The sequence below is a fragment of the Sodaliphilus sp. genome, from assembly GCF_045598405.1.
GTDB classification, from domain to species: domain Bacteria; phylum Bacteroidota; class Bacteroidia; order Bacteroidales; family Muribaculaceae; genus Sodaliphilus; species Sodaliphilus limicaballi.
The window spans coordinates 1-23,060 of the sequence record NZ_JAZLLZ010000006.1 but is presented as its reverse complement, the minus strand read 5'-3'; the positions used below and the strand labels follow the sequence as shown (position 1 = coordinate 23,060).

Here is a 23,060-nt window from a genome sequence, read left to right as displayed (position 1 = left end):
TAAAACTCTTAATTTCTTAACTTCGTAAAAACATGATTAGTGAGAGAATACAACGCATGAAATATCTTGCAGGTGACTTTGTGATGAGCAACATCGCATGGCTTGCCTGTAACTGCTTGCGATATTACATGGGTGTGCATTCAGGAACATACCACTCGTTGGAAAACTTCTTGTCGGCACGCATGGTGGTCGTGGGACAGGTTGTGTTCCCTATTATCATGATGGCTGTCAATTACCTGTCGGGCTACTACAACGAGGTGTTCCGCAAGTCGCGACTGCATGAGTTTTTCAACACGTTGTGGTGCTCGGTGGTTAATGCGTTCTTGATATTTTTCCTGGCACTCATCAACGATGTGGTGTGGCATCGCCTGCAAAACTATGAGATGATACTGTTGCTCATTGTGGTTATCTTTGCATGCGTCTATTCGGTGCGCATGTGCATCACGACAGTCACGTCTCATCGCATCAAGCGCCGCCAGTGGAGTTTCAAGACCCTCATTGTGGGGCGCGGTGCAGCCGCTGTGGCGTTTGCTTCAAAGCTCAACTCAATGAAAAACTCTCTGGGCTACGAGATCATGGGGTTCGTGAGCATTCCGCACGAGAACGATGTGAAGGACGTGCAACTGCCTTGCTATGAACTTGATGATATGGAGCGTGTGTGTGAAAAGTGTGGAATTCAGGAACTTATCGTTGTGCCCACGCGCAAGGATAGCGAGACTGTGCTCAACACCATCAACAGCCTGTTTGCCCTGAACCTGCCCATCAAGGTCACCCCTGGCAGCATGAACCTCCTGCTGTCGCAGGTGCGCATCAGCGACATGGTGGGAGACCCGCTTGTCGATGTGTCAAGAGGCAACATGAGCGAGGGCGAGAAAAACATGAAACGGTTGCTCGACATCGTGGTGTCGGCTATCGTGGTGCTGATTCTGCTGCCTGTCTATGCCATCGTGGCGTTGATGGTCAAGCTAGACTCCAAGGGACCGGTGTTCTACATGCAGGAACGTGTGGGCTACCACAACAAACCCTTCAAGATAATTAAATTCCGCACTATGGTGTGCGATGCCGAGGCCGAGGGCATCCCGCAACTGTCGCGTGAAGACGATCCGCGCATCACGCGCCTGGGCGTGTTCTTGCGCAAGTATCGCATCGACGAGTTGCCGCAGTTCTGGAATGTGCTGCGTGGCGACATGTCGATAGTGGGACCGCGCCCCGAGCGACAGTTCTACATCGACCAGATTATCAAGCGAGTGCCATCCTACGCCCTGTTGCGACAAGTGCGACCAGGCATAACCTCGCTGGGTATGGTAAAGTTTGGATATGCGCAGAATTTGGAAGAGATGCTCGAACGCCTCAACTATGACTTGCTCTACCTTGAGAACATGTCGATGCTAAATGATTTTAAGATTATGGTCTATACGGTGAAGATTGTATTGACCGGACGTGGTATGTAATGGAAGAATTCACAAGTAAGAAAAAGCGCACTTATGGACCGTCGCACGAATGGTTCATGCGGTTGCTTGCCTGGCGTGAAGCTCACATCGAGGAACGCACCTTCGTGGTAATCCTCGCTTTGATCGTGGGCATAGCATCGGGACTTGCTGCGGTGTTGCTCAAGTTCCTCATTGGATGGATGGCTGGTCTGGTCGAGGCTTCGACACAGTGGACCGAGATTCATTTCCAGTATCTCATTTTCCCGCTTGTGGGTATTCTGCTTGCAGCGCTCTATGTGCGCTACATGGTGCGCGACAATATTTCGCACGGTGTGACTCGTGTGCTCTATGCCATCGCGCTCAAGAAGAGCCGACTCAAAATACACAATATGTATGCGTCGCTGGTTGCCTCGTCGATGACGATAGGTTTCGGCGGATCGGTGGGAGCCGAGGGTCCCATTGTGTTCACAGGAGCTGCCATTGGTTCTAACCTGGGCCAGCAGTTCCGTCTGTCGCCCCACACGCTCATGCTGCTGGTGGGGTGCGGTGCTGCGGCAGGTATTGCGGGCATCTTCAAAGCCCCCATTGCCGGACTGCTGTTCACCATAGAGGTGCTCATGCTTGACCTCACGGCAGGGTCGGCGATGCCGCTCATCATAGCATCGGTAACGGGTGCCACAGTGTCATATATATTCACAGGTTATAACGTGGAATTCCTGTTCACGCAGGATGCCCCGTTCTTCACCAGCCGCATTCCTTATGTGATATTGCTGGGCATATTTTGCGGTTTTGTGTCGCTCTACTTCAGCAAGGCCATTGAGATGATGGAAGGCATATTCGGCCGCATCAAGAAACCGCGTTACCGTTACATTCTGGGCGCACTGGTCTTGAGCACGCTCATCTTCGTGTTCCCGCCGCTCTATGGCGAGGGATACGGTGCCATCAACCACTTGCTCAAGGGCGAAGCCAGCATGTTGCTCGACAATAGCATGTTTGTGGGCAGCAGCGGCAACGTGTGGTTCGTGCTGTTGTTCATCTTCATGCTGGGAGCGATGAAAGCGTTTGCCACTAGCGCTACCAATGGCGGCGGTGGTGTGGGCGGTACGTTCGCTCCGTCGCTCTATGTGGGCTGCATGGCAGGTTTCTTCTTTGCCTATCTGTTCAATACCCTGGGGTGGATGGGTGACTTGCCGCTGTCTACCAAGAACTTTGCGCTCATGGGCATGGCTGGCGTGATGGCAGGCGTGATGCATGCGCCGCTCATGGCTATCTTCCTCACAGCCGAGATGACAGGAGGCTACTCGCTGTTCTTGCCGTTGCTCATCGTGTCGGTGGTGTCCTACGGCACTTGCCGCATCTTCACACCCTATGGCATCTATACTCGTCGCCTTGCGCAGCGCGGTGAGTTGCTCACGCACCAGAAGGACCGCAGCGTGCTCACCCTGCTCAAGATGGACAGCGTCATTGAGACCGACTTTGTGAGCGTGAAGCCCGACATGAGCCTCAAAGACATGGTTGATGCCATCTCGCAGAGCCATCGCAACCTGTTCCCCGTGATTGACGACAAGGGAGTGCTTGTGGGCGTGGTGCAGCTCGACGACATACGCAACATCATGTTCCGCCCCGACCTCTACCGTCGCATGTATGTGAGCCGTTTCATGGCTATACCTCCCGCCAAACTTGAGCTAGGCACAAGCATGGAGCAGGTGATGAAGACATTTGACGACACCGGCGCATGGAACCTTCCCGTGGTCGAAGACGGAAAATACGTGGGATTTGTGTCGAAGTCCAAGATTTTCAACTCCTACCGCCAGGTATTGAAGCATTACTCTTATGATTAAGAACGGGCTGGCGCCCTTTAAGATTTTAAGATTAATGATTAAAGATTAATGATTAAAGATTAAAGATTAAAGATTAAGGATTAAAGGATAAAAGAGACAATTATAGTAGCGAACGAAGTGAAGCGTATCGTAGCCAGCTATGCTGGCGTATCGTAAAAGAAATTATGGAAAAGAAAGATTTAAGGATAGTATTCTTCGGTACTCCCGAGTTTGCCGTTGAGAGTCTCAAGGCACTTGTGGAGAATGATTATAATGTGGTGGGTGTTGTCACAGTTCCCGACAAGCCTGCCGGTCGTGGCCGTCACCTGCTTGAGAGCGACGTCAAGCAGTATGCAGTGTCGCAGGGGTTGCATGTGATGCAGCCTGTCAAGCTCAAAGACGAAGCGTTTGTCGATGAACTGCGCTCGCTCGATGCCCATCTGTTCATCGTGATTGCATTCCGCATGCTGCCCGAGGTGGTGTGGGGCATGCCACCCATGGGCACGTTCAACCTGCACGCGTCGCTGCTGCCCAAATACCGTGGCGCAGCGCCCATTAACTGGGCGGTGATGAACGGCGACAAGGTTACGGGTGTGACCACTTTCTTCCTTAAACACGAGATAGACACTGGTGACGTGATTGAACAGCGCAGCATCGAGATTGGCCGCCAGGACAATGTGGGCGTGGTCTATGACCGTCTCATGACGCTGGGTGCTGGCATGGTGCTTAACACGGTAGATTCTATCGTGGCAGGCGAGGTGAAGGCTATTCCGCAAGACCAGATGCTCACTGCTGGCGAGCAACCCACTCCTGCCCCCAAGATTTTCAAAGAGACATGCCGCATCGACTGGACGCGCACTGCCGAGGAGGTCTATAACCACACACGCGGTCTCTCGCCCTATCCTGCTGCGTGGACCACGCTGGTCGATGACAAGGGTACAGAGAGCGTGATCAAGATATATGAGACCGGCGAACCCGAGCCTGCCCAGGATCTCATCCCAGGCACAATCAAGGCCGATGGCAAGACTATGCGAGTGGCGTGTGCCGACGGTTGGCTGGAAATAAAGCAGCTTCAGCTAGCCGGCAAAAAACGCATGGAGGCCGATGCCTTCATGCGAGGTTTTACCCTCAATCACAGATGTAAATAGTCTGATACAGCGAACTTATTACACCAATATCTCTCGCAGATTACGCAGATGAAAATTTTTCTCTCTGTGGCCTCTGTGCCTTAGTGGGAGATAAAAAAACATATTGTTGTCCGGTAAAAAATCAAAATAAAAATATTTTCTTTTTTTACCAGACAACAATAGTATAAATTAAAAAAGGGCAAGCCTGTGGTGTGAGGCTTGCCCTTGGTTATGGTTGTGATAGGGGAGAGGGGTTATTTCACTCTCTGGCCCATTGTGTTGTACTTAACGCCGTTCTTGATGATAAATACCTGGCCGTTCTCGAGCACCTTGCTTGTCTTCACGCTCTCAACGTTGATGTCGTCGATGCCTGTGACGATGGTGTCGTGCTTGACGTGAACATTTTGCAGGCTGTGGTAGGTGGGTGCGAGGCCCGACTCCTCGGTATAAACTGCCTTGACAAAGATTGTCATAGTCACATATTCGCGACCCTTGGGCAGGTCAAAGTTGGGGACTTTGGTGTAGATGGGGGCACCAGTTACTTTATCATATTCGCCTGACTCAACGTAAGCCTTGTAGAGTTTTGGACCATCGGTATCGCGGAGAGCAGACGAGTAGTTGTCCTTCTCGAGAGTGTAAGTGCAAACGAGATCATTCATAGCCTCGTTGAGAGGGCTGTCTGCATTGGCAAAAGCCTCGTCGCTAGCCACAGTTACATCGTGGATACCGTTGCACTCGTGGATGCACAGTTCGTAGTGGTCAACATACTGGTCATTATCGTTAACTGTGAATTCAACAGGAACAGCCACGTGTTCTGATATGACATTATTTTGGTCATCCGTTTTTATGACTTTCTGCATATTTTTTACAATCTCACCATTGCTGTTATTAATAGCAAGGTCGAGAGTGATGTCCTCGGCATTGTCGGTTGTTTCAATGTCGATGAGCTCATAGATGCCGCCGCGCTTGTAGTCGTCGTTGTAGTCATACAGGTCGTGGCCGCTCTTGCCGCTATTGGGGTTCATGCCATCGGCAAGCTGCTCGTCGGTGCAATAAACGTAGGGATCAATCTTGAGGTGCTTAGTGCTCACTGTGCGGCAAGTTCCTCCATCGGTTACCCAGGGGTTGGTAGCATCTGATGCCACACCGTTATTCATGTGGTGGTGGCGGCGGCTTTCGGTCCATGTGCCAGTTACCTCATCCTTGAGTGCTGTGATGCTCTCGGGGATAATGTTGCCAGCGTCGTCGCGCTCGAACTTGCCCTCAACCAAGCCTGCGATGCGGCAGTCGTGCCATGTGGTGATGGCAGGGTTGAACTTGTTTGCCTCAATCTGTGCAGTAGTCACGCCCTCAACGTTCTTCACTGCCTCGTAGGCACGGTGGTAGTGAGTGAAGCCAGCAGGGTTATCACTGCGCTTGATAAGAATCTTGTTGTCACCGCCCATGTAACCTGTCATGGGATGAATCTCGGCAACCTTACCCTCGCCATAACCGCGGCTCAGCTGAGTAAGGCCGGTGCCTGCAAGCATCGCGTCAAGCTCGGCATCTGTCTCTGTACCCAGCTCCTGAGTGTAGCAAGGACCGAATCCTGAGAAGTTGTGCACCCAGAATTTAGTTGTACCGTCGGCCTGGTTCTCATAATCGGCAATTGCAGCATACGAGCGAGTGTCACCGTTGTGAGTATCGTTGACGATTGTGTTGGGATTATAGTGACGGAACTCAGCCAAGTAGAAGTCATAGTGGTAATCCTCAGTGTCATCAGCAGTGCCAATAATACCATCTGCACCCTTGTCTTTCACAGCAAGACGAAGGAAATACCATCGCATGCCTAAATAAGTACAAAGATACAGACTCGCATCAAATTTCTCATGCCCCCACGAGGGAGTGCCTATAATTTCAAAATGTTTGCCATCATGGAAGTTTGTCCACAACTGCAACACTTCCTCGCCTAAGAAATCATGTTCCGAGACTTTTCTTTCGGGATATGGAACTTCCTCGCCCCAATCGTTTGGCGCACCTGACATCGTGTGAAGACGAACGTACTTGTTTTCATTACCCGCACCCTTGGCCTGGAAAGACTGGTCGGCAGATTGACATGTCAACATGTAAAGACCATCTGTGTTGTCGATATAGAAATCCCAATCAAACAGGCCGCCAAAAGCATCAACCATAGTAACAACCTTACACTCAACGCCATATACATTCTCGGTGCGTTTAGCATCAACAAAGTGAGCTTTGCCGAACGAATCCTTTATCCACATGTTGTTAGTGGAGGTGGCGGCGTATTCGCCGTAATCCTGCTGATAAGACGCTGAGTAGTACAGAGCCTGGCAATGGCCTCCGTTGGCAGTGAGCATGTCGATGACATCCTGGGCGTTGTTTACCTCTGCTTGTACGGTGAGAGCTGTGGCTCCCAGGGTAAGTAACAAAAGTGTTTTGAATTTGTTCATTAATACACAAAAATTATTAAGTAAATAAATTTATTGAATTGTCTCAGTAATACTAAACCTTGCTAGGTTTAATTGTAGCGTCTAATCTCCCTAGATTATTAATTTTCTTGTACAAAAGTAGTAAAAAAAATCCATATACACAAGTATTTACATCCCGCTTAACTACTTATTGTGTTTTATACACTTTCTTTAACAAAAATCGGTAGGGGGAGTAACTATTCAGCAATGGAACTCCCCGCGCGGATCTCACGGATAACACAGATTTAATAATAACTGAAAGAAATTAAAATAATTATAATAATTTCTTATTCAGTTAAATCAGAGCAATCTGTTGTAACTATACTGCAAAAAATCGTATTGCTGAATAGTTACTATCTCTCGCGGATTTCGCAGATGACGCAGATTTTTTTTATTATAACAGAAAGAAATTAAATAATTAGAATAATTTCAACTACATATTACAAAGCGAACAAACTACAGATTACACTGATTTTTCAGATTATTTGTTTTTTTCTCTCTGTGGCCTCTGTGCCTCTGTGGGAGATATAATAAATCTGAGTAATCAGAGTAATCTGTAGTTTAAACCAGTGTAATCTGTAGTTTTATTTGTTCTGTTGTTTTGCCCAGCTGTCCTTTAGGCCGATGGTCTTATTGAAGACGAGGTGGTCGGGAGTGCTGTCGGGGTCAACGCAGAAGTAGCCTATGCGCTGGAACTGGTACTTGTCCTCGACCTTGGCGGTCTCGGCAAGGAACGGCTCAATCTTAGCGTGGGTAATAACCTTGAGCGAGTCGGGGTTAAGTAGCTCGCGGAAGTCGCGCTCGGCCTCGGCGCTGGGGTTCTCGATAGAGAACAGGCGGTCGTAGATGCGCACTTCGGCATCAACGGCATGTTCTACCGATACCCAGTGCAGGGTGCCCTTCACCTTGCGGTTACCACCCTCGGTGCCGCTCAGGGTGTCGGGGTCGTAGGTGCAGTGGATCTCGGTGATGTTGCCCTCGGCATCCTTCACGCACTCGTCGCACATCACGATGTAGGCACCCTTGAGACGCACTTCCTTGCCGGGAGTCATGCGGAAGAATTTCTTGGGAGCATCTTCCATAAAGTCCTCGCGCTCGATGTAAATCTCGCGGGTGAAAGGCATCTGATGCTTGCCGTCCTCTGGCTTCTCGGGGTTGTTTTCCATTTCAAGCATCTCGACTTTGCCCTCGGGATAGTTGGTGATAACCACCTTCACGGGGTCGAGGACTGCGCTCACGCGGTTAGCGTTCTTGTTGAGGTCCTCGCGTATGCTGTGCTCGAGCAGGCTGATGTCGTTGAGTGCCTCATACTTGGTGTAGCCGATGGCATCGAGGAAGTTCTTGATGGACTGCGGAGTGAAACCGCGACGGCGCAGACCGCAGATGGTGGGCATGCGCGGGTCGTCCCAACCGGCAACGAGACCTTCCTTGACGAGCTGCAGGAGTTTGCGCTTGCTCATCACGGTGTAGGTGAGGTTGAGGCGGTTGAACTCAATCTGGCGGGGGCAGTATTCCTCCACCTTGTTGCCTGCGAGCAGCTTCACGAAGTACTCGTAGAGAGGACGGTGAGGAACAAACTCCAGGGTGCAGATAGAGTGGGTAACGCCCTCGAAGTAGTCGCTCTGGCCGTGGGCGAAGTCATACATGGGATAAACCTTCCACTTCTCGCCGGTGCGCCAGTGGGGTGTCTTGATGATGCGGTACATGATGGGGTCGCGGAAGTGCATGTTGCTCGACGCCATGTCGATCTTGGCACGGAGCACACGGCTGCCCTCGTCAAACTCGCCCTTGTTCATGCGCTCAAAGAGGTCGAGGTTTTCCTCAACCGAGCGGTCGCGGTAGGGGCTGTGTGTGCCGGGAGTGGTGGGGGTGCCTTTTTGCTTGGCAATTTCCTCGCTGCTCTGGTCGTCAACATAGGCCATGCCGCGCTTGATGAGGTCGATGGCAAATGCGTAGAGCTTCTCGAAGTAGTCGCTAGCATAATACAGGCGGTCGCCCCAGTCATAGCCGAGCCAATGTATGTCGCGCTTGATACTCTCTACATACTCGGTATCTTCCTTCTGGGGGTTAGTATCGTCGAAGCGCAGGTTGCAGGTGCCGCCCATCATCTCGGCAACGCCAAAGTCCATGCAGATGGCCTTGGCATGTCCGATGTGGAGGTAACCATTGGGCTCGGGCGGGAAGCGGGTGTTGAGTCGTCCGCCATTCTTACCCGCAGCGAGGTCGTCGGCAACCAGCTGCTGTACAAAATTCAGTTGTTTCTTCTCCTCAACAGGAGCGTTGTTAACGTTTTCTGCCATATTATATATGTGTTAGTGTTTCTTTTTCAAACTGCAAAGTTAATGATTTTTGACCACAGATTAAACAAATTGGGGCAGATTTTTTAGTTTTTCTGTTCATTTAGTCTAAACCCTAGTCTAAACTACTGATTACATAGAGTATCGGATTAGGATTTTATGCCTAAAATGGTGGAAAAAAAACAAAAACAAAAATAAACCGCTGTGTGAGAGAAGATGGCTGTCGCCATTGATGGCATGCGTTTGTGATTTCGCTAGTGAGCTTCGCTCCCCGCAAAATCCCAAACACATGCCATCACCCTCCCGGGCTTATCTTCTCTCACACAGCCAAAAAACACCGCTTTGCTGAAAACAGTTTTTTTTATTTTATGTTTATTTTTAGTTTATTTCAAGCGTAGCGCCATCACCTATTCAGATCGCCTCAGTAACAAAAAGGCGCTGCGCTTGAAATTGACTAAAAATAAACTAAAAATTATTCTTTTGTCCTTATGTTCTTTTGTCAAGAAACCACATCATTAGGAATATTGTTGCTAGCGCTCTTGTGCAACAAGAGGATGTTGACTAAGATTAAATTCTCAACTTTAGCATGTGAAAACATTTGAGTTTCACCTATTTGCTCCGATTAGCGTCCTACTGGACGCAGTGCGTGTTGCATTTATTCCCCCACCGCCACTTCGAATGTTGGCAAAGGTTCGCTATCCGCGGCACCGGCTTCGCCGACTTACCGCTGCTCACTTTGCCGAGCTCGCTTCGCTCGGTTCGGCGGTGGGAGTTATTCTGGTATTGTCCTGCCGGACAACTAATTAGTATCAGCTACTCTGACATGCTATACTCCATTAAATTAAAATAATTTCTTTCAGTCTTTATGCCCTATAGAAACACTGATTGTGCTCCTTGCACTGTGTTTTGGGTGAAGACCAGAGTGGAAGTAGATGGTATTGATGTGTGCAAGGTTAAAAAATATGGGTTGTTATTGCATGTTTTAGTATAAAAATCGGTTTGAAGTAGAGAGTTTCGTGAAAAAATTGTATCTTTGTGGTTTGAAAATAACATAACTTGAGATGGAGAACAAGAAACTAGTGGCGCTTGTAGCCGACAAACTGGGCCGTAGCACAGAGGACGTGAGCAAATTACTTGACGCGTTCACCGATGTTGTGGCCACACGTTGCGGCGAACTTGACAGCATAGCAATACCCAGTTTCGGCACGTTTGAGCCGAAAAAGAAGAACGAGAGGGTAGTGGTGAATCCGGGCAACGGCAAGCGCATGCTGGTGCCGCCCAAGGTGGTGATGACGTTCAAAATAAGTAATGTGCTCAAGAGCAAACTAAAGGGTTGAAGCGATGAACAGCAAGATTACTTTTCCTGAACTTATCGAGCTGGTAGCGACCGCCACCAACACGTCGAAACGCATGAGCGAACTGTTCTTGAAAGAACTGTTTGCCACGGTGTCGCAGTCGCTCATCGAGGGCGAGAGTGTGCGCATCAAGAACCTGGGTCAATTTAAGGTAGAGGCAGTTAAGGCTCGCAAAAGCGTGAGCGTTAACACGGGTCAGGAGGTGGAGATACCTCATCACAACCGCCTGGTGTTTACTCCCGCCAAGTCGCTAGCCGATGCACTGAATGAACCGTTTTCACACTTTGATACGGTGGTGCTCGACGACGCTGTGACCGATGAACAGCTTGCCGCAATAACAGGTGATTTAGAGAACCCGTCAACCCCGGAGATCCCGTCACCCCCGGAGATCCCGGCAGACCCGGAACTCCCGTCAACCCCGGAGATCCCGGAAACTCCGGAGGTCCCGGAACTCCCGGCAACCCCGGAGATCCCGGAGGTTCCGGAGGTCCCGGAACTCCCGGCTATTGAACTGCCAGATCCGGCAGAGAGTGTGCCCGATGGACTGGCGTCTATGCCGGTGACACCGCCGCCGTTCATGCCGCAAGAAGAGCAACCCGTTGAGGAGGCAGCTCCGCAAGAGGAGCAACCCGTAGAAGAACCGCAAGCGATTGTCGAAGAGCAGGTCGAAGAACAAGTTGAAGAGCAGGTCGAAGAACCTGCCGATGAGGATGTGTATTCTGCCGAAGAAATTGAACGCGACAAGCGCGAGGTCGCCCGCAAGTCGATGCTGCGTGGCGTGCTGCTCGGGGCCCTGGGTATGCTGCTGCTTGTGCTTATAGGGTGGGGCATCTATGCAATGGCGGTGTCTCAAAAGACCGTTGAGACGGCCGACACTGTGGCTGTGACGCACGAGGAAGATATGTCTAACACAGAGATAGTGATGCGCCAAGGCATTGCCGAGGCCGACACGGCACATCCTGCCGTGGAAACTGTTGAGGAACCGAAGCCTGCCGCAGTGGTGACCGATACCTGCACGAAGACGATGTTCCTCACACGCATGGCAAAGAAGCATTACGGCAACAGCGATTTCTGGGTGTATATCTATGAGGAAAACGAAGCTATTATCGACAATCCCAACCACATCACGCCAGGCACTGTGGTGGTGATTCCGCCCGCCGAGAAATATGGCATTGACCCTAAGAATCCCGAGAGCTTGAAGAAGGCCCAGATGAAGAGTGGGAAACTGTTTGCCAAGTTCCGCGGTAAGTAATTATTGCCACGATAAAGTATAAATGCGTTTCGCTTGACGAGTTGGGCGAAACGTTTTTTTCTTTTTTTAACGCAAAGAGTGGCGTGCTTTAACATAGTTAACTTAAAATACACATTATTAACGAGAAAATTGTAGCACAATTAACAGCAAATTGATAATTTTGCACCATAATTAATTATAAAACCTGCTTAAAAGCACTAATTAAGAAAAAACTAGACAAAAAATAACTATGAGCGAAACTGTCAACATTAGAGAGTTGAACGACTTGATTGCTAGCAAAAGCAACTTCGTGAACATGATTAAACAGGGTATGGATCAAACAATCGTGGGTCAAAAACACCTAGTGGACTCACTCTTGATAGCCTTGCTGGCCAATGGTCATATCCTGCTGGAAGGTGTCCCTGGCCTGGCAAAGACCCTTGCCATCAAAACCCTTGCGTCGCTCATCGACGCGCGATTCAGCCGCATCCAGTTCACCCCCGACCTTCTGCCTGCCGACGTGGTGGGTACTATGGTGTATAGCATCAAGAAGGAGAGCTTCGAGGTGAAGAAAGGCCCCGTGTTTGCTAACTTTGTGCTTGCCGATGAGATTAACCGTGCACCAGCCAAGGTGCAGAGCGCATTGCTCGAGGCTATGCAGGAACGCCAGGTGACCATAGGCGAGAGCACATTCAGCCTCGACGACCCGTTCCTGGTGCTCGCCACACAGAACCCCATTGAGCAAGAAGGTACTTATCCGCTGCCCGAGGCACAGGTGGACCGTTTCTTGATGAAGGTGGTGATAGGCTACCCCAGCAAGACCGAGGAGGCAAGCATCATCAAGATGAACATCTCGCCCGAGCACAAGAACATAATCCCGCTGGTAACACCCCGCGACATCGTGGAGACACGCGAGATTGTGCAAAAAATCTATGTAGATGAGAAAATAGAGCGCTACATCGTTGACATCGTGTTTGCCACACGTTTCCCCGAGGAATATGGGCTTAAGGACCTCAAGGGCATGATCAGCTTCGGAGCATCGCCCCGTGCATCAATCAGCATGGCGCTGGCAGCACGTGCTTACGCCTTCCTCAAGGGCCGCGGCTATGTGATTCCCGAGGACGTGCGCGCTGTGTGCCACGACGTGATGCGTCACCGCATAGGCCTGTCGTATGAGGCCGAGGCCAATAACATTGGCGCCGACGAAATCATCAGCGAAATCCTTGACAAGATTGCAGTGCCCTGATAAGGCAATAAAATGGAACGAAACGAATTGCTTAAGAAAGTCCGCAAGATTGAGATAAAGGCAAAAGGACTTTCGCAGAACATATTTGCCGGCGAGTACCACTCGGCCTTCAAGGGGCGTGGTATGACCTTCAGCGAGGTGCGCGAGTATCACTATGGTGACGACGTGCGCGACATCGACTGGAACGTCACAGCACGCTACAACAAACCCTACGTGAAGGTGTATGAGGAAGAGCGTGAGCTCTCGGTGATGCTCGTCGTGGACATGTCGGGCAGCAAGGACTTTGGCGCTGTGGGATCGACCAAGCGCGAAATGATGACCGAAATAGCAGCGACACTGGCATTCAGCGCTATCCAGAACAATGACAAGGTGGGGTTGCTGTTCTTCAGCGACAGGATAGAGAAATTTATCCAGCCTCAAAAGGGGCGCAAGCACATCTTGTTGCTCATCAGCCTGTTGTTGAGTTTCGAACCCGAGAGCACTGGCACCGACATCAACCATGCGCTGGAGTTCATGACCGGTGCGCTCAAGAAACGCTGCACTACTTTCCTTGTGAGCGACTTCATTGACCAGGGCGACTATTACAAGTCGATGTCGATAGCCAACCACAAGCATGACCTGATAGCGATACAGGTGTATGACAAGCGCGACGCGCAGTTGCCCGACGTGGGTCTGATGCGAATGCTAGATGCCGAGCGCGGCACGATGCGCTGGGTTAACACTAGCAGCAGCAAGGTGCGCAATGCCTACAGCAAGTGGTGGTATGAACGCCAGCAGGCGATGCACAACACCATGGTGAGGTGCAACGTGGACTTGGCAAGCGTGGCTACCGACGAGGACTATGTGAAGGCCCTCATGGAACTGTTTAAGAAGAGAGGATAATCTTCGGAATTCTATTTTATACGAATTAAATGAAATTTATCAATCGAATATTTGCTGTTGTGATGCTGGCATGTGCCCTGTGCGGCATGCGGGCAGGCAACACAATGGTCATAGCAAGGCTCGACTCGGCGCAGTTGCTCATGGGCAAGACCACGGCATTGCACCTCGAGATTGTGCAGGACAAAGGCAAGATAGGCATTTTCCCGCTTGAGCAGAGCGACACGTTGAGCTCGGCAATCGAGATTGCCGGAAAAACCGTGCCCGACACTGTGGACCTGGGTAACGGCCGCATACAGATAAACCGTGACCTCATCTTGCAGGCATTTGACTCGGGAATGTATGTGGTGAAGCCCATCCCGTTTATCGTGAACGGTGATACTGCGATGTCGAAGCCGTTGACGCTCAAAGTGATGCCTGTGAAAGTTGACGAGAAACAGGACATCCATGGTTTTAAGCCCGTGATAGAACCGCCGTTTAAGTTTTTTGACTGGGTGCCCGACGTGCTCATTGACTACTGGTGGGCGTTCTTGCTGGCATTCCTGCTCGTCGGCGGAGGTTTGTGCTACTACTTCCTGTGGTACAAGAAAGGCCGCAAGTTTGTGATGCCGGGTCGCAAGAGACTGCCGCCCTACGAGGAGGCGATGATTAACCTCAACAGGCTTAAAGAAAGTAATTTGTGGCAGAATGGACAAGAAAAAGAATATTTCACCGGCTTGACCGATATCCTGCGTGTGTATATCGACCGTCGTTTTGAAATCAACGCTGTGGAGATGACATCGACGCAAATCATCGACACGCTCAAGAAGAACGACGAGACCCGTGCCGTGAACGAGCAACTGAGCATGATACTTGAGATGGCCGATGTTGTAAAGTTTGCCAACGTGCGCCCACTTGCCGATGACAACGAGATGGCATTCAAGCGCGCAGTGAACTTTATAGAGGCGACCAAGCCGCTTCCGGTGGCCGACGCCAAGGGAAAGAAGGGAGGACGTGGCAATGCTTAATCTGGCTCATCCCGCAATGCTGTGGCTGTTGCTGCTGCTCGTTCCGCTCATAGCGTGGTATGTGTATAGCAACCGCATGGCCCATCCCACGATGCGCATGTCCACCACTATGCCATTCGACTCGATGCCCACATCGTGGAAGGTATATTTCAAGCACCTGCTGTTTGGCGTTAAATTAGCCTCACTGGCTTGTCTCATCGTGATACTTGCCCGCCCACAGACTTACGATAGCTGGGAGACCGGTGATGTGGAAGGTACCGATATCATCGTGGCGCTCGATGTTTCTACCAGTATGCTAGCCAAGGATTTCTCGCCCAACCGCTTAGATGCAGCCAAGGAGGTTGCGACAATGTTTGTGAGCGGCCGCGAGCATGACAATATTGGTTTCGTTGTGTTTGCCGGCGAGAGTTTCACCCAAGTGCCCATGACAATGGACAATGCGACGCTTGTGAACTCTATCCAGCAGGTTCACATCGGAGTCCTCGAGGATGGCACAGCGATAGGCGACGGCATAGCCACTGCCATTAACCGCATCAAGGACGGCAAAGCCAAGAGCAAGAGCATCATCCTGCTCACCGACGGCTCCAACAACACTGGCGTTGTGGCTCCGCTCACTGCTGCCCAGGTGGCAAAGCAGCATGGCGTGAAGATTTACACCATAGGCGTGGGCAGCAACGGTTCGGCACCTTACCCTGTGGCGATAGGCTTTGACGGCAGCATCCAGTATCAGACTATGCCTGTGGTGATAGATGAGGGAACGCTCAAGCAGATTGCCCAGACTACAGGCGGCAAATACTTCCGCGCAACTAACAAGGGTGTGTTGCAGCAGGTGTTTGACGAGATAGACCAACTGGAGAAAACCCACCTCGACGTGCAGCGGTTCTCGCATGCCTATGACAACTACATGCCGTGGGCTGTCGCGCTGATGTGCTTGCTGCTGTTCTACGTGCTGGGAGAATATACTGTGATGCGTCACATCCCGTGATGTGTCGCGATTATCAACATTAATGTCAGATATTTAGAATAAAATATGTTTAGTTTTGCTAATCCGGAGTATCTCTATCTGCTATTGCTGCTTCCTGTGGTGGCAGGGCTTCACTTGCTCGCCCGCCAGTCACGCAAGCGCAAGTTGGCACGCTTTGGCCGCAAGCAGGTAGTGGGCGCGCTCATGCCCGACGTGTCGCCCTACAAACCGTGGATAAAACTCACGCTGGAACTGCTGCTCATAGCCACGACTGTGGTAATCCTGGCGCGTCCCAGGGCAGGAGCAAGCAAGAATACCACCAAGGTGCACGGCATTGAAGTGATGGTGGCTATGGACGTGTCAAACTCGATGAATGCCAGTTCGACCAGCAACGGCCAGGACATAAGCCGATTGCAGCGCTCAAAACTCATCATGCAGAAACTCATTGACAAGCTCGCAGGCAACAAGATGGGCCTCATCGTGTTTGCCGGTAATGCCTATATGCAGATGCCGCTCACTGGTGATGTGTCATCAGCCAAACTGTTCCTTAACGGCATCAACACCAAGATGGTTCCCAGCCAGGGAACTGCAATAGGGGCGGCGATTGACCTCGCTTGCCAGTCGTTTTCAGAGAGCAAGAAGTCACAGAAAGCGATCATCGTTATCACCGATGGCGAGAACTTTGAGGACGATGCTACCGGCGTGGCTGCTAATGCACAGAAAAATGGTGTCCAAGTGAACGTGATGGGTGTGGGTTCCGCAACAGGCGCGCCCATTCCCATGGGCGACGGCTCTTATCTCACCGACGATGCCGGACAGGTAGTGACAACCTATCTCAACGAGAAAATGGCGCAAGACATTGCCCGTACAGGCAAGGGCGTCTATGTGGACGGCAACGCAAACGATGCGGTGGAAACCCTCTACGACACGCTCGACAAATTGTCGAAGAGCGACCTTGCAACGATTACTTACACCCAGCACGACGAGCAGTTCCCCGTCTTCGCATGGATTGCTGTGGTGCTCATGGTTGCACTCATTGCGCTCATGGAGAGCAAGAATCCGTGGCTCGAGCGCTTTAACTTCTTCTCTAAAAAAACAGGTAAATGAAACAGCTGATAAAAATAGGATTAGTCATTATGCTTGCAGCTTGCGTTGCAGCAATGCCTGCACATGCTCAAGATAATTCTACCAAGAAGGAACGTAATTACATACGCAACGGCAATAAACTGTTCAACGAGAAACGCTATGCCGAGGCCGAGGTGGAGTATAAGAAAGCCCTTGAGGCCAACTCGTCATCGCCCATGGCATTGTTTAACCTGGCTACTGCATTGCTGATGCAAGGAAATGCCGCTGCCAAGGCTAATGACAAAAACGATCCTGCACAAGAGGCCGAGAAACTGTTGCAGAACATAGCCAAACAGATGCCCGACAAGAACATCCAGGCGATGGCTTATCATGACCTGGGCAACCTTGCCTACAACCGCGAGGATTATGCGCAAGCGATAGAGCATTATAAGAACTCGCTGCGTCGCAATCCTGATGATGATCAGACAAGGGAAAACTTGCGCCTGGCACAACTCAAAAAGCAACAGCAGGACAAGAATAACCAAAACCAGGATCAGAATAAGAACCAAAATAAGGATCAGGACAAGGATAAAAACAAAGATCAAGACCAAGACAAGAATAAAGACCAGAACAAAGACCAGAATAAAGATAAGGATCAAAACAAGGATCAAAACAAGGATCAAAATAAAGACAAAGACCAAAATAAAGATCAAAACAAAGACCAGAACAAGGGTCAGCAGCAAGGCGGCATGAGTGAGCAAAGCATGGAGCAGATACTCAAGACCATGCAAGACAAGGAAAACGCTACACAGCAGCGCGTGCAGGCTGTGCAGGGACAACAGCAGGAGCGTGAACGCCGTGCTACTAGCCGCAAGTGGTAAATGGTTGTCTATCAATTATAGATGAAGTTTAACATGAAAAAGATATTTATAGTTCTGTTTTTTGCCTGTATGACACTGGCCGCTGGCGCAGCCGGAGTGTCGTTCACGGCACAAGCCCCGCCACGGGTGGAACAGGGAAACAAGTTTAATGTGACTTTTGTGCTCAGCAATGCCGAGGGGCAGGGATTTAAGGCACCCGAGATTGCGTGGGCACACAAGCTTTACGGCCCAGGTAAATCGACAAGTTACAGCACATATATCGTCAACGGCAACAAGTCGAGCACGTCGAGCGAGGAATACACAATGCTCTACCGTGCCGACAAGCCGGGCAAATACACCATAGGCCCGGCGTCAATCACAGTGAATGGCAATGTGATGAAGACCCGTCCTCTCAATATTGAAGTTGTGGCAAGCAACGGTCAGGGAGGAGGCACGTCACAGCAGCAGCCTTCACGCGGAGGTGTGAGCTTTGACGACCCGCTCACACAGGACGCAAGCCGTGGCGTGAGCGGTAATGACTTGATGGTGCGCATCGAGATGTCAAAACCTCGTGTGTATGAGCAACAGGCTGTGGTGTGCACAATCAAACTCTATACCAAGTATCAGATTTCTAAATTCATGGCTACAAAGCAGCCCTCATTTGATGGCTTCCTCATTGAAGAAATCGATACTCAAGCCGCGCTCAACCAGGACGAGGTGCTCAACGGTCAGCACTACAAAGTGGCTGTGCTCAAGCGTTGCATCCTGTATCCGCAGCAGTCGGGCAAGCTCACCATTACCTCGGGCAACTACGACGTGGGCGTAGTGCAATATGAAAACTACAGAACCCCATTCGGCACTATGTCGCAACCCGTTGAACGCCAGCTCACGGTGCAGTCCAACCAATCGACTGTCAATGTGCTGCCGCTTCCCGAACCGCGTCCGGCTACATTCACCGGCGCCGTGGGCAAGTTCTCGGTGAAGACTAGCCTCAAGAACCCCGACCTCAAGACCTATAAGGCGGCGGTATATAACTATTGCATCGAGGGTACAGGCAATATTAAATATATCAAGGCTCCCGCAGTGGGATTCCCCAAGGAGTTTGACGTTTATGACCCGAAGAACAACGTGAAGACTTCTCATGCCGGCGGTGATGTGAACGGCACAGTAGATATTGAGTACACCTTTATCCCGCAGTATGCCGGAGATTTCACTATCCCTGCAAGCGTGTTCACTTATTTCAACCCCGAGACTGGGCAATATGAGGACGTGAACGTCCCCGCAACAAAGCTCACTGTGGGCAAGGGTGAGGGTACGCCGTCTAACCACTACCGCATGCAGAACATGGACATACGCAACATCAAGCAAGGCGACATGGCGCTCACCCGCACCCAGTCGTTCTGGGTTGATGGCGTGGGCTACTGGCTGTGCTACATCGTGCCAGTCTTGCTCATGGGCGTGCTCATGGTGCTATATCGCAAGAAACTCAAGGAAAGAGCCAACGTGAGCCTCATGCGCACCAAGCGTGCCAACAAGGTGGCTCAACGTCGCCTCAAGCGTGCTCGCGGATTTGCCCAGAGCGGCAACCGCACCGAGTTCTATGCCGAGCTGCTCAAGGCGATGTGGGGCTACTTCAGCGACAAACTGGGCATTGCGGTCAAGGATCTCAACAAGGAGAACATCAATGCCGAGCTTGAGCAATATGGCGTGGGCGAGGACTTGCGGGCTGCTACGCTGGCGTTGCTCGACAAGTGTGAGTTTGCCCAGTATGCTCCCGAGCTGGCCAGTGGCGACATGAATAGCGTGATGCAAGAGGCTAGCGATGTGATAGGCCGTCTGGAGAATGTTAAACCCGTAAAAAAGTGAAGTCATGATGAGAAGATTATATGCACTGATGCTGGCAATGCTTGTGGGTGTTGCATGCACGTGGGCTGCCGACGACATTAAGCAGGCCAATGATGCCTACGGCAACGAGCACTACAACAAAGCGCTGGAACTGTATCTTAAAGTAGAGAAGACGCAAGGCACCTCATCGGACTTGTGCTACAACATAGCAAACACTTACTATCGCCTCAAGGACACCCCTCACGCAATACTTTACTATGAACGGGCTCTCATTCTTGATCCGGGCAACAGCGATGCCCGCTTCAACCTGGGGTTCTGCCGTGAAAAGGCTGCAATCAGTGAGGAAAGCGGCGACACTTACTTCACTTCACGCTTAGCTGCGGTGGTGAGCGCGTTGTCGAGCAACACATGGGCATGTCTGGGAGTTGTGTCGTTCCTATTGTTTATCCTTGCCCTTGCGACCTATATAGTAGCAGAGAATGTGACGCTGCGCAAGGTGGGTTTCTTTGGCGACATTGTGCTTCTGGTGCTATCGGTTGTCGCTAATGTGTGCGCGTTCTATGTGCATGGCAAGGCGGTGAACCGCAACTCTGCCATTGTCACCGGCGAGGAACCGGTAACCGTGAGCACTGCTCCGCGCGTGCCCAAGGACAAGAGTGAAGTAGCCTTTGAAATAAAGGAAGGGTATAAAGTCGAAATCACCGACTCGGTGGTGTCACAAGGCACCAAGTGGCTCGATATTGAGACTTCCGACCTGAAGCGTGGCTGGATAAATGCAAAGGAAATAGAAAGAATATGATAGACACCCTGCAATCGCTCGACCAGCAGTGGCTGCTAGCTGTTAATGGCATGCACAACGGTTATCTTGACGCTTTCATGTGGGAGGTGTCGAGAGTCTATTCGTGGGCGCTCATTCTGGTGGCTGTGTTGGTTGTCAATGTGCGCATGGGATGGAGACAGACTCTGTGCTTCGTACTGGCTGTGGCTGTTGCCGTGTTGCTTGCCGACCAGGTTGCGTCGAGCATTATCAAACCGCTGGTTGAGCGCTTGCGTCCCACTCACGATCCGTCGCTCGCGGGACTTGTGCATGTGGTGCGTGACTACCGCGGCGGCATGTATGGATTTGTATCTAGTCACTCGGCCAACGCATTTGCCGTGGCAGTGCTCGTGGGGCTCATGATGCCTCATCGCGCGGCTATGGGCGCACTGCTTGCATGGGCTTGCCTGCAATGCTACAGCCGCATGTATCTGGGCGTGCATTATCCTGGCGACATCGTGGGCGGCATGATTGTGGGCGTGGCTGCTGCAATGGCGGTTTATGCCGCATGGCGACGTTATGCAACACGCATGCTGGGTGAAAGTGCTTGTGCTTACTCATCACGGGACTCATTGACCGTGGCAGCAGCAGTGGGTACTTCTATGGTGGTCATTGCAGTGGCTGCATTAACAGGAATATAAACTATAAAAATTTTAAAGATATGGCAAAGACTTTAACTTTTAATGAATTGCGAGAAATCAAGAACAGTCTCCCCGAAGGATCGGTACATGAGATTGCTGAAAAACTCAACCTTGAGGTACAGACTGTAAGAAACTACTTTGGCGGCACCGACTATGATGCCGGCGGTGCAATGGGCATTCACATCGAGCCCGGTCCCAATGGCGGTTTTGTAACCCTTGAGGACACCACAATCCTCGACATGGCATTAGAAATCCTTGCCCGCAAGTAATAAACGGCAAGTCATTTTCAACATATTTAATTCAAGTTTCACGTGTTTCTGGACACCTTGCTAATTTGTTGTCTGGCAGGACAATACTTGAATAACCCCCACCACCGAACGTAGTGGCGGTGGGGAAAGAAACGCAACAAGCACCGCGTCCGGCAGGACGCTAGTCGGAGCAAATTACTGAAACTTAAATGGTTATAACATGTGAAACTTAAAATTCTAACTTAATTAGTTATGAAAAATCTATTAACTATCCTTTGCCTGGGAGCATTGCTTCTTCCCGTAATGAGTCATGCCAGAGGTTTGGCAGTGTGGGGTGATGCTAATTACATCAAGCATCCCACTAGGGGCTTCTATCGCTTTATCATAAGCGAGGGCGAAGAATTTACAGATGCTCAACGCCAGTCGCTCAAGTGGGCTGTGTTCAAGCAGAACCACAACCGAGTGAAGTATGAGTGCAAGTCTCCCAAGTTCCCCAACGAGAGCGCTATGCAGGGCGCATGGTGTGCCGAGTGGAACCTTATCAAGGGCGACATCTACACCCTCGAAGACGGCTCGGTGGCCTCTACAATGTTTCGCGGATACGGTAACCAGCCCACTGTGCTGCTTGCCGATGATGAGTTTATCAATACCCACACTTTCCCTGCCTATAACCGTTATATGGCCGGCGAGGAAATTAAAAAAATGCCTGCTTCGTTTGTCACAAAGATGCGCCAACGCTATGGACGCAAGGTCTATGCCAGCTACGAGGCTGCCAGCTTGCGCGGTGCCAATGGCGTGCTGGCTGTGACCGACTTTGGCGTTGTCAACAACAATAACGCCCTGGTGGTTTACACCTGGCTCGAGAACGGCAAGGAAGTGTGCAGTTATGAGATGCGCCGCGACAATGTTACTCCCGAGGAAAATGTGTACGGCATTTGGTCGCTGGGCGATGAAGGTCTGTACGGACTACCCGAGGTCACTACAATTGCCCGCGACAAGGCAACTGGCAACATTGAGTTCTACGTGGTCCGCTTCGGTGAGGAAAGCACCACTAACATGCACTTTGTGCAGAATGGAAACAAACTTGAACTGAAGGAGAAAACGGCCAAATATGTGTGGATTGACACCAAGGGTATCTCGGCCGACGCTCTTGCTAATCCTGCTCTCGACGAGAGCAAGAACTATACCGAAGGTCTATATAATGTATCAGAAGGCACCCCCGATGACAACGGTTTCGTCTATCGCCATGCCGATTTTGATGTAACAGGCGAGCTGGGTTACGGCGAGGTAGAGGGCAGTCACTATTGCGTTTGGACCACTGCCTTTGATAGCCATGACAACTCCGACCCCACATTTGCTTGGAGCGAAACCCGCCCCGACGGCTCTACATGGGAGCGTGATTTCGGATCAGAGCAGATAGTGGCTGGTATTTGCAGTTTCACTGACGACGTGTATGATCAGATTGTGGTGTGCAAGCGCTGGTATGATGCCTCTCACAAGAAGAGCGGAGTGGGCATCGCCGTGGTATTCCCCGATGTTACCTATGCCAAGTTCCACTACCTCTCGCAGGGATCGTGTTGCGTAGAAGGTGACGCCAAGGTGAAATTTGAGAGCAAGACGATCACCATTGATCACAACAACGGACATTACACAAAGTGGAGGTGGAACGGATTTAAGTTTATCAACGAGAGCAAGTAAATTGCTTACCGTGCAACAATATGGCTGCTTAAAATATCAACGGGCGGGGTGCATTTTGGGGA

Annotated in this window: 18 protein-coding genes; 16 read left to right on the top strand and 2 right to left on the bottom strand. The window is 50.8% G+C overall.

The window, feature by feature from the left end; all coding sequences use genetic code 11:
- Positions 1–32 precede the first annotated feature (32 nt).
- The 3 genes from ACKI3C_RS00395 to fmt all read left to right on the top strand — a co-directional run bounded on the left by ACKI3C_RS00395 (position 33) and on the right by fmt (position 4,398).
- Positions 33–1,451 carry a sugar transferase gene (locus tag ACKI3C_RS00395; protein ID WP_407401023.1) on the top strand — a complete coding sequence of 473 codons (1,419 nt, stop codon included), beginning with the start codon at positions 33–35 and terminating at the stop codon, positions 1,449–1,451.
- Positions 1,451–3,271, top strand: coding sequence for a chloride channel protein (locus ACKI3C_RS00390; protein WP_407401022.1), 1,821 nt, complete (start codon positions 1,451–1,453; stop codon positions 3,269–3,271). The genes ACKI3C_RS00395 and ACKI3C_RS00390 overlap by 1 nt, the downstream gene beginning before the upstream one ends.
- Before the next feature lie 164 nt (positions 3,272–3,435).
- Entirely contained in the window at positions 3,436–4,398 is a 963-nt protein-coding gene (gene fmt, locus ACKI3C_RS00385) for a methionyl-tRNA formyltransferase (RefSeq protein WP_407401021.1), read from the top strand.
- A gap of 233 nt (positions 4,399–4,631) precedes the next feature.
- On the opposite strand, the gene ACKI3C_RS00380 is transcribed toward fmt, so the two are convergent.
- Together ACKI3C_RS00380 and ACKI3C_RS00375 are read right to left on the bottom strand one after the other, a co-directional pair.
- Complete coding sequence (locus ACKI3C_RS00380) at positions 4,632–6,827, bottom strand: hypothetical protein (RefSeq protein ID WP_407401020.1); 2,196 nt, start codon at positions 6,825–6,827, stop codon at positions 4,632–4,634.
- 602 nt (positions 6,828–7,429) lie between these two features.
- Positions 7,430–9,145 (bottom strand): glutamine--tRNA ligase/YqeY domain fusion protein, encoded by a 1,716-nt coding sequence (locus ACKI3C_RS00375; RefSeq protein ID WP_407401019.1) that lies wholly within the window; start codon positions 9,143–9,145, stop codon positions 7,430–7,432.
- A 1,058-nt stretch (positions 9,146–10,203) separates the two neighbouring features.
- Here ACKI3C_RS00375 and ACKI3C_RS00370 point away from each other — a divergent pair.
- The 13 genes from ACKI3C_RS00370 to ACKI3C_RS00310 all read left to right on the top strand — a co-directional run bounded on the left by ACKI3C_RS00370 (position 10,204) and on the right by ACKI3C_RS00310 (position 22,998).
- Positions 10,204–10,479, top strand: a complete 276-nt coding sequence (locus ACKI3C_RS00370) for an HU family DNA-binding protein (RefSeq protein ID WP_407401018.1) — start codon at positions 10,204–10,206, stop codon at positions 10,477–10,479.
- A gap of 4 nt (positions 10,480–10,483) precedes the next feature.
- A complete protein-coding gene (locus ACKI3C_RS00365) occupies positions 10,484–11,749 on the top strand; it encodes an HU family DNA-binding protein (RefSeq protein ID WP_407401017.1) in 1,266 nt (421 codons plus the stop codon).
- A 229-nt stretch (positions 11,750–11,978) separates the two neighbouring features.
- Complete coding sequence (locus ACKI3C_RS00360) at positions 11,979–12,974, top strand: AAA family ATPase (RefSeq protein WP_407401016.1); 996 nt, start codon at positions 11,979–11,981, stop codon at positions 12,972–12,974.
- 12 nt (positions 12,975–12,986) lie between these two features.
- Complete coding sequence (locus ACKI3C_RS00355; RefSeq protein WP_407401015.1) at positions 12,987–13,856, top strand: DUF58 domain-containing protein; 870 nt, start codon at positions 12,987–12,989, stop codon at positions 13,854–13,856.
- A gap of 29 nt (positions 13,857–13,885) precedes the next feature.
- The gene (locus tag ACKI3C_RS00350) at positions 13,886–14,860 is read left to right on the top strand and encodes a cell wall anchor protein (protein ID WP_407401014.1); all 975 of its coding nucleotides are present in this window, start codon (positions 13,886–13,888) and stop codon (positions 14,858–14,860) included.
- Entirely contained in the window at positions 14,853–15,845 is a 993-nt protein-coding gene (locus ACKI3C_RS00345) for a vWA domain-containing protein (RefSeq protein WP_407401061.1), read from the top strand. The genes ACKI3C_RS00350 and ACKI3C_RS00345 overlap by 8 nt, the downstream gene beginning before the upstream one ends.
- 45 nt (positions 15,846–15,890) lie before the next feature.
- Positions 15,891–16,931: a vWA domain-containing protein gene (locus tag ACKI3C_RS00340; protein ID WP_407401013.1), complete on the top strand. Its 1,041-nt coding sequence runs from the start codon at positions 15,891–15,893 to the stop codon at positions 16,929–16,931.
- Entirely contained in the window at positions 16,928–17,770 is an 843-nt protein-coding gene (locus ACKI3C_RS00335; RefSeq protein WP_407401012.1) for a tetratricopeptide repeat protein, read from the top strand. Before ACKI3C_RS00340 ends, ACKI3C_RS00335 begins: the two co-directional genes overlap by 4 nt.
- Positions 17,771–17,803: 33 nt before the next feature.
- The gene (locus ACKI3C_RS00330) at positions 17,804–19,615 is read left to right on the top strand and encodes a BatD family protein (protein ID WP_407401011.1); all 1,812 of its coding nucleotides are present in this window, start codon (positions 17,804–17,806) and stop codon (positions 19,613–19,615) included.
- A 4-nt stretch (positions 19,616–19,619) separates the two neighbouring features.
- Positions 19,620–20,393 (top strand): tetratricopeptide repeat protein, encoded by a 774-nt coding sequence (locus ACKI3C_RS00325; RefSeq protein WP_407401010.1) that lies wholly within the window; start codon positions 19,620–19,622, stop codon positions 20,391–20,393.
- Complete coding sequence (locus tag ACKI3C_RS00320) at positions 20,390–21,052, top strand: phosphatase PAP2 family protein (protein ID WP_407401009.1); 663 nt, start codon at positions 20,390–20,392, stop codon at positions 21,050–21,052. The genes ACKI3C_RS00325 and ACKI3C_RS00320 overlap by 4 nt, the downstream gene beginning before the upstream one ends.
- A 20-nt stretch (positions 21,053–21,072) precedes the next feature.
- Positions 21,073–21,321, top strand: a complete 249-nt coding sequence (locus tag ACKI3C_RS00315) for a DNA-binding protein (RefSeq protein WP_407401008.1) — start codon at positions 21,073–21,075, stop codon at positions 21,319–21,321.
- Between the two features lie 231 nt (positions 21,322–21,552).
- Positions 21,553–22,998, top strand: a complete 1,446-nt coding sequence (locus tag ACKI3C_RS00310; protein ID WP_407401007.1) for a hypothetical protein — start codon at positions 21,553–21,555, stop codon at positions 22,996–22,998.
- Positions 22,999–23,060: the final 62 nt, after the last annotated feature.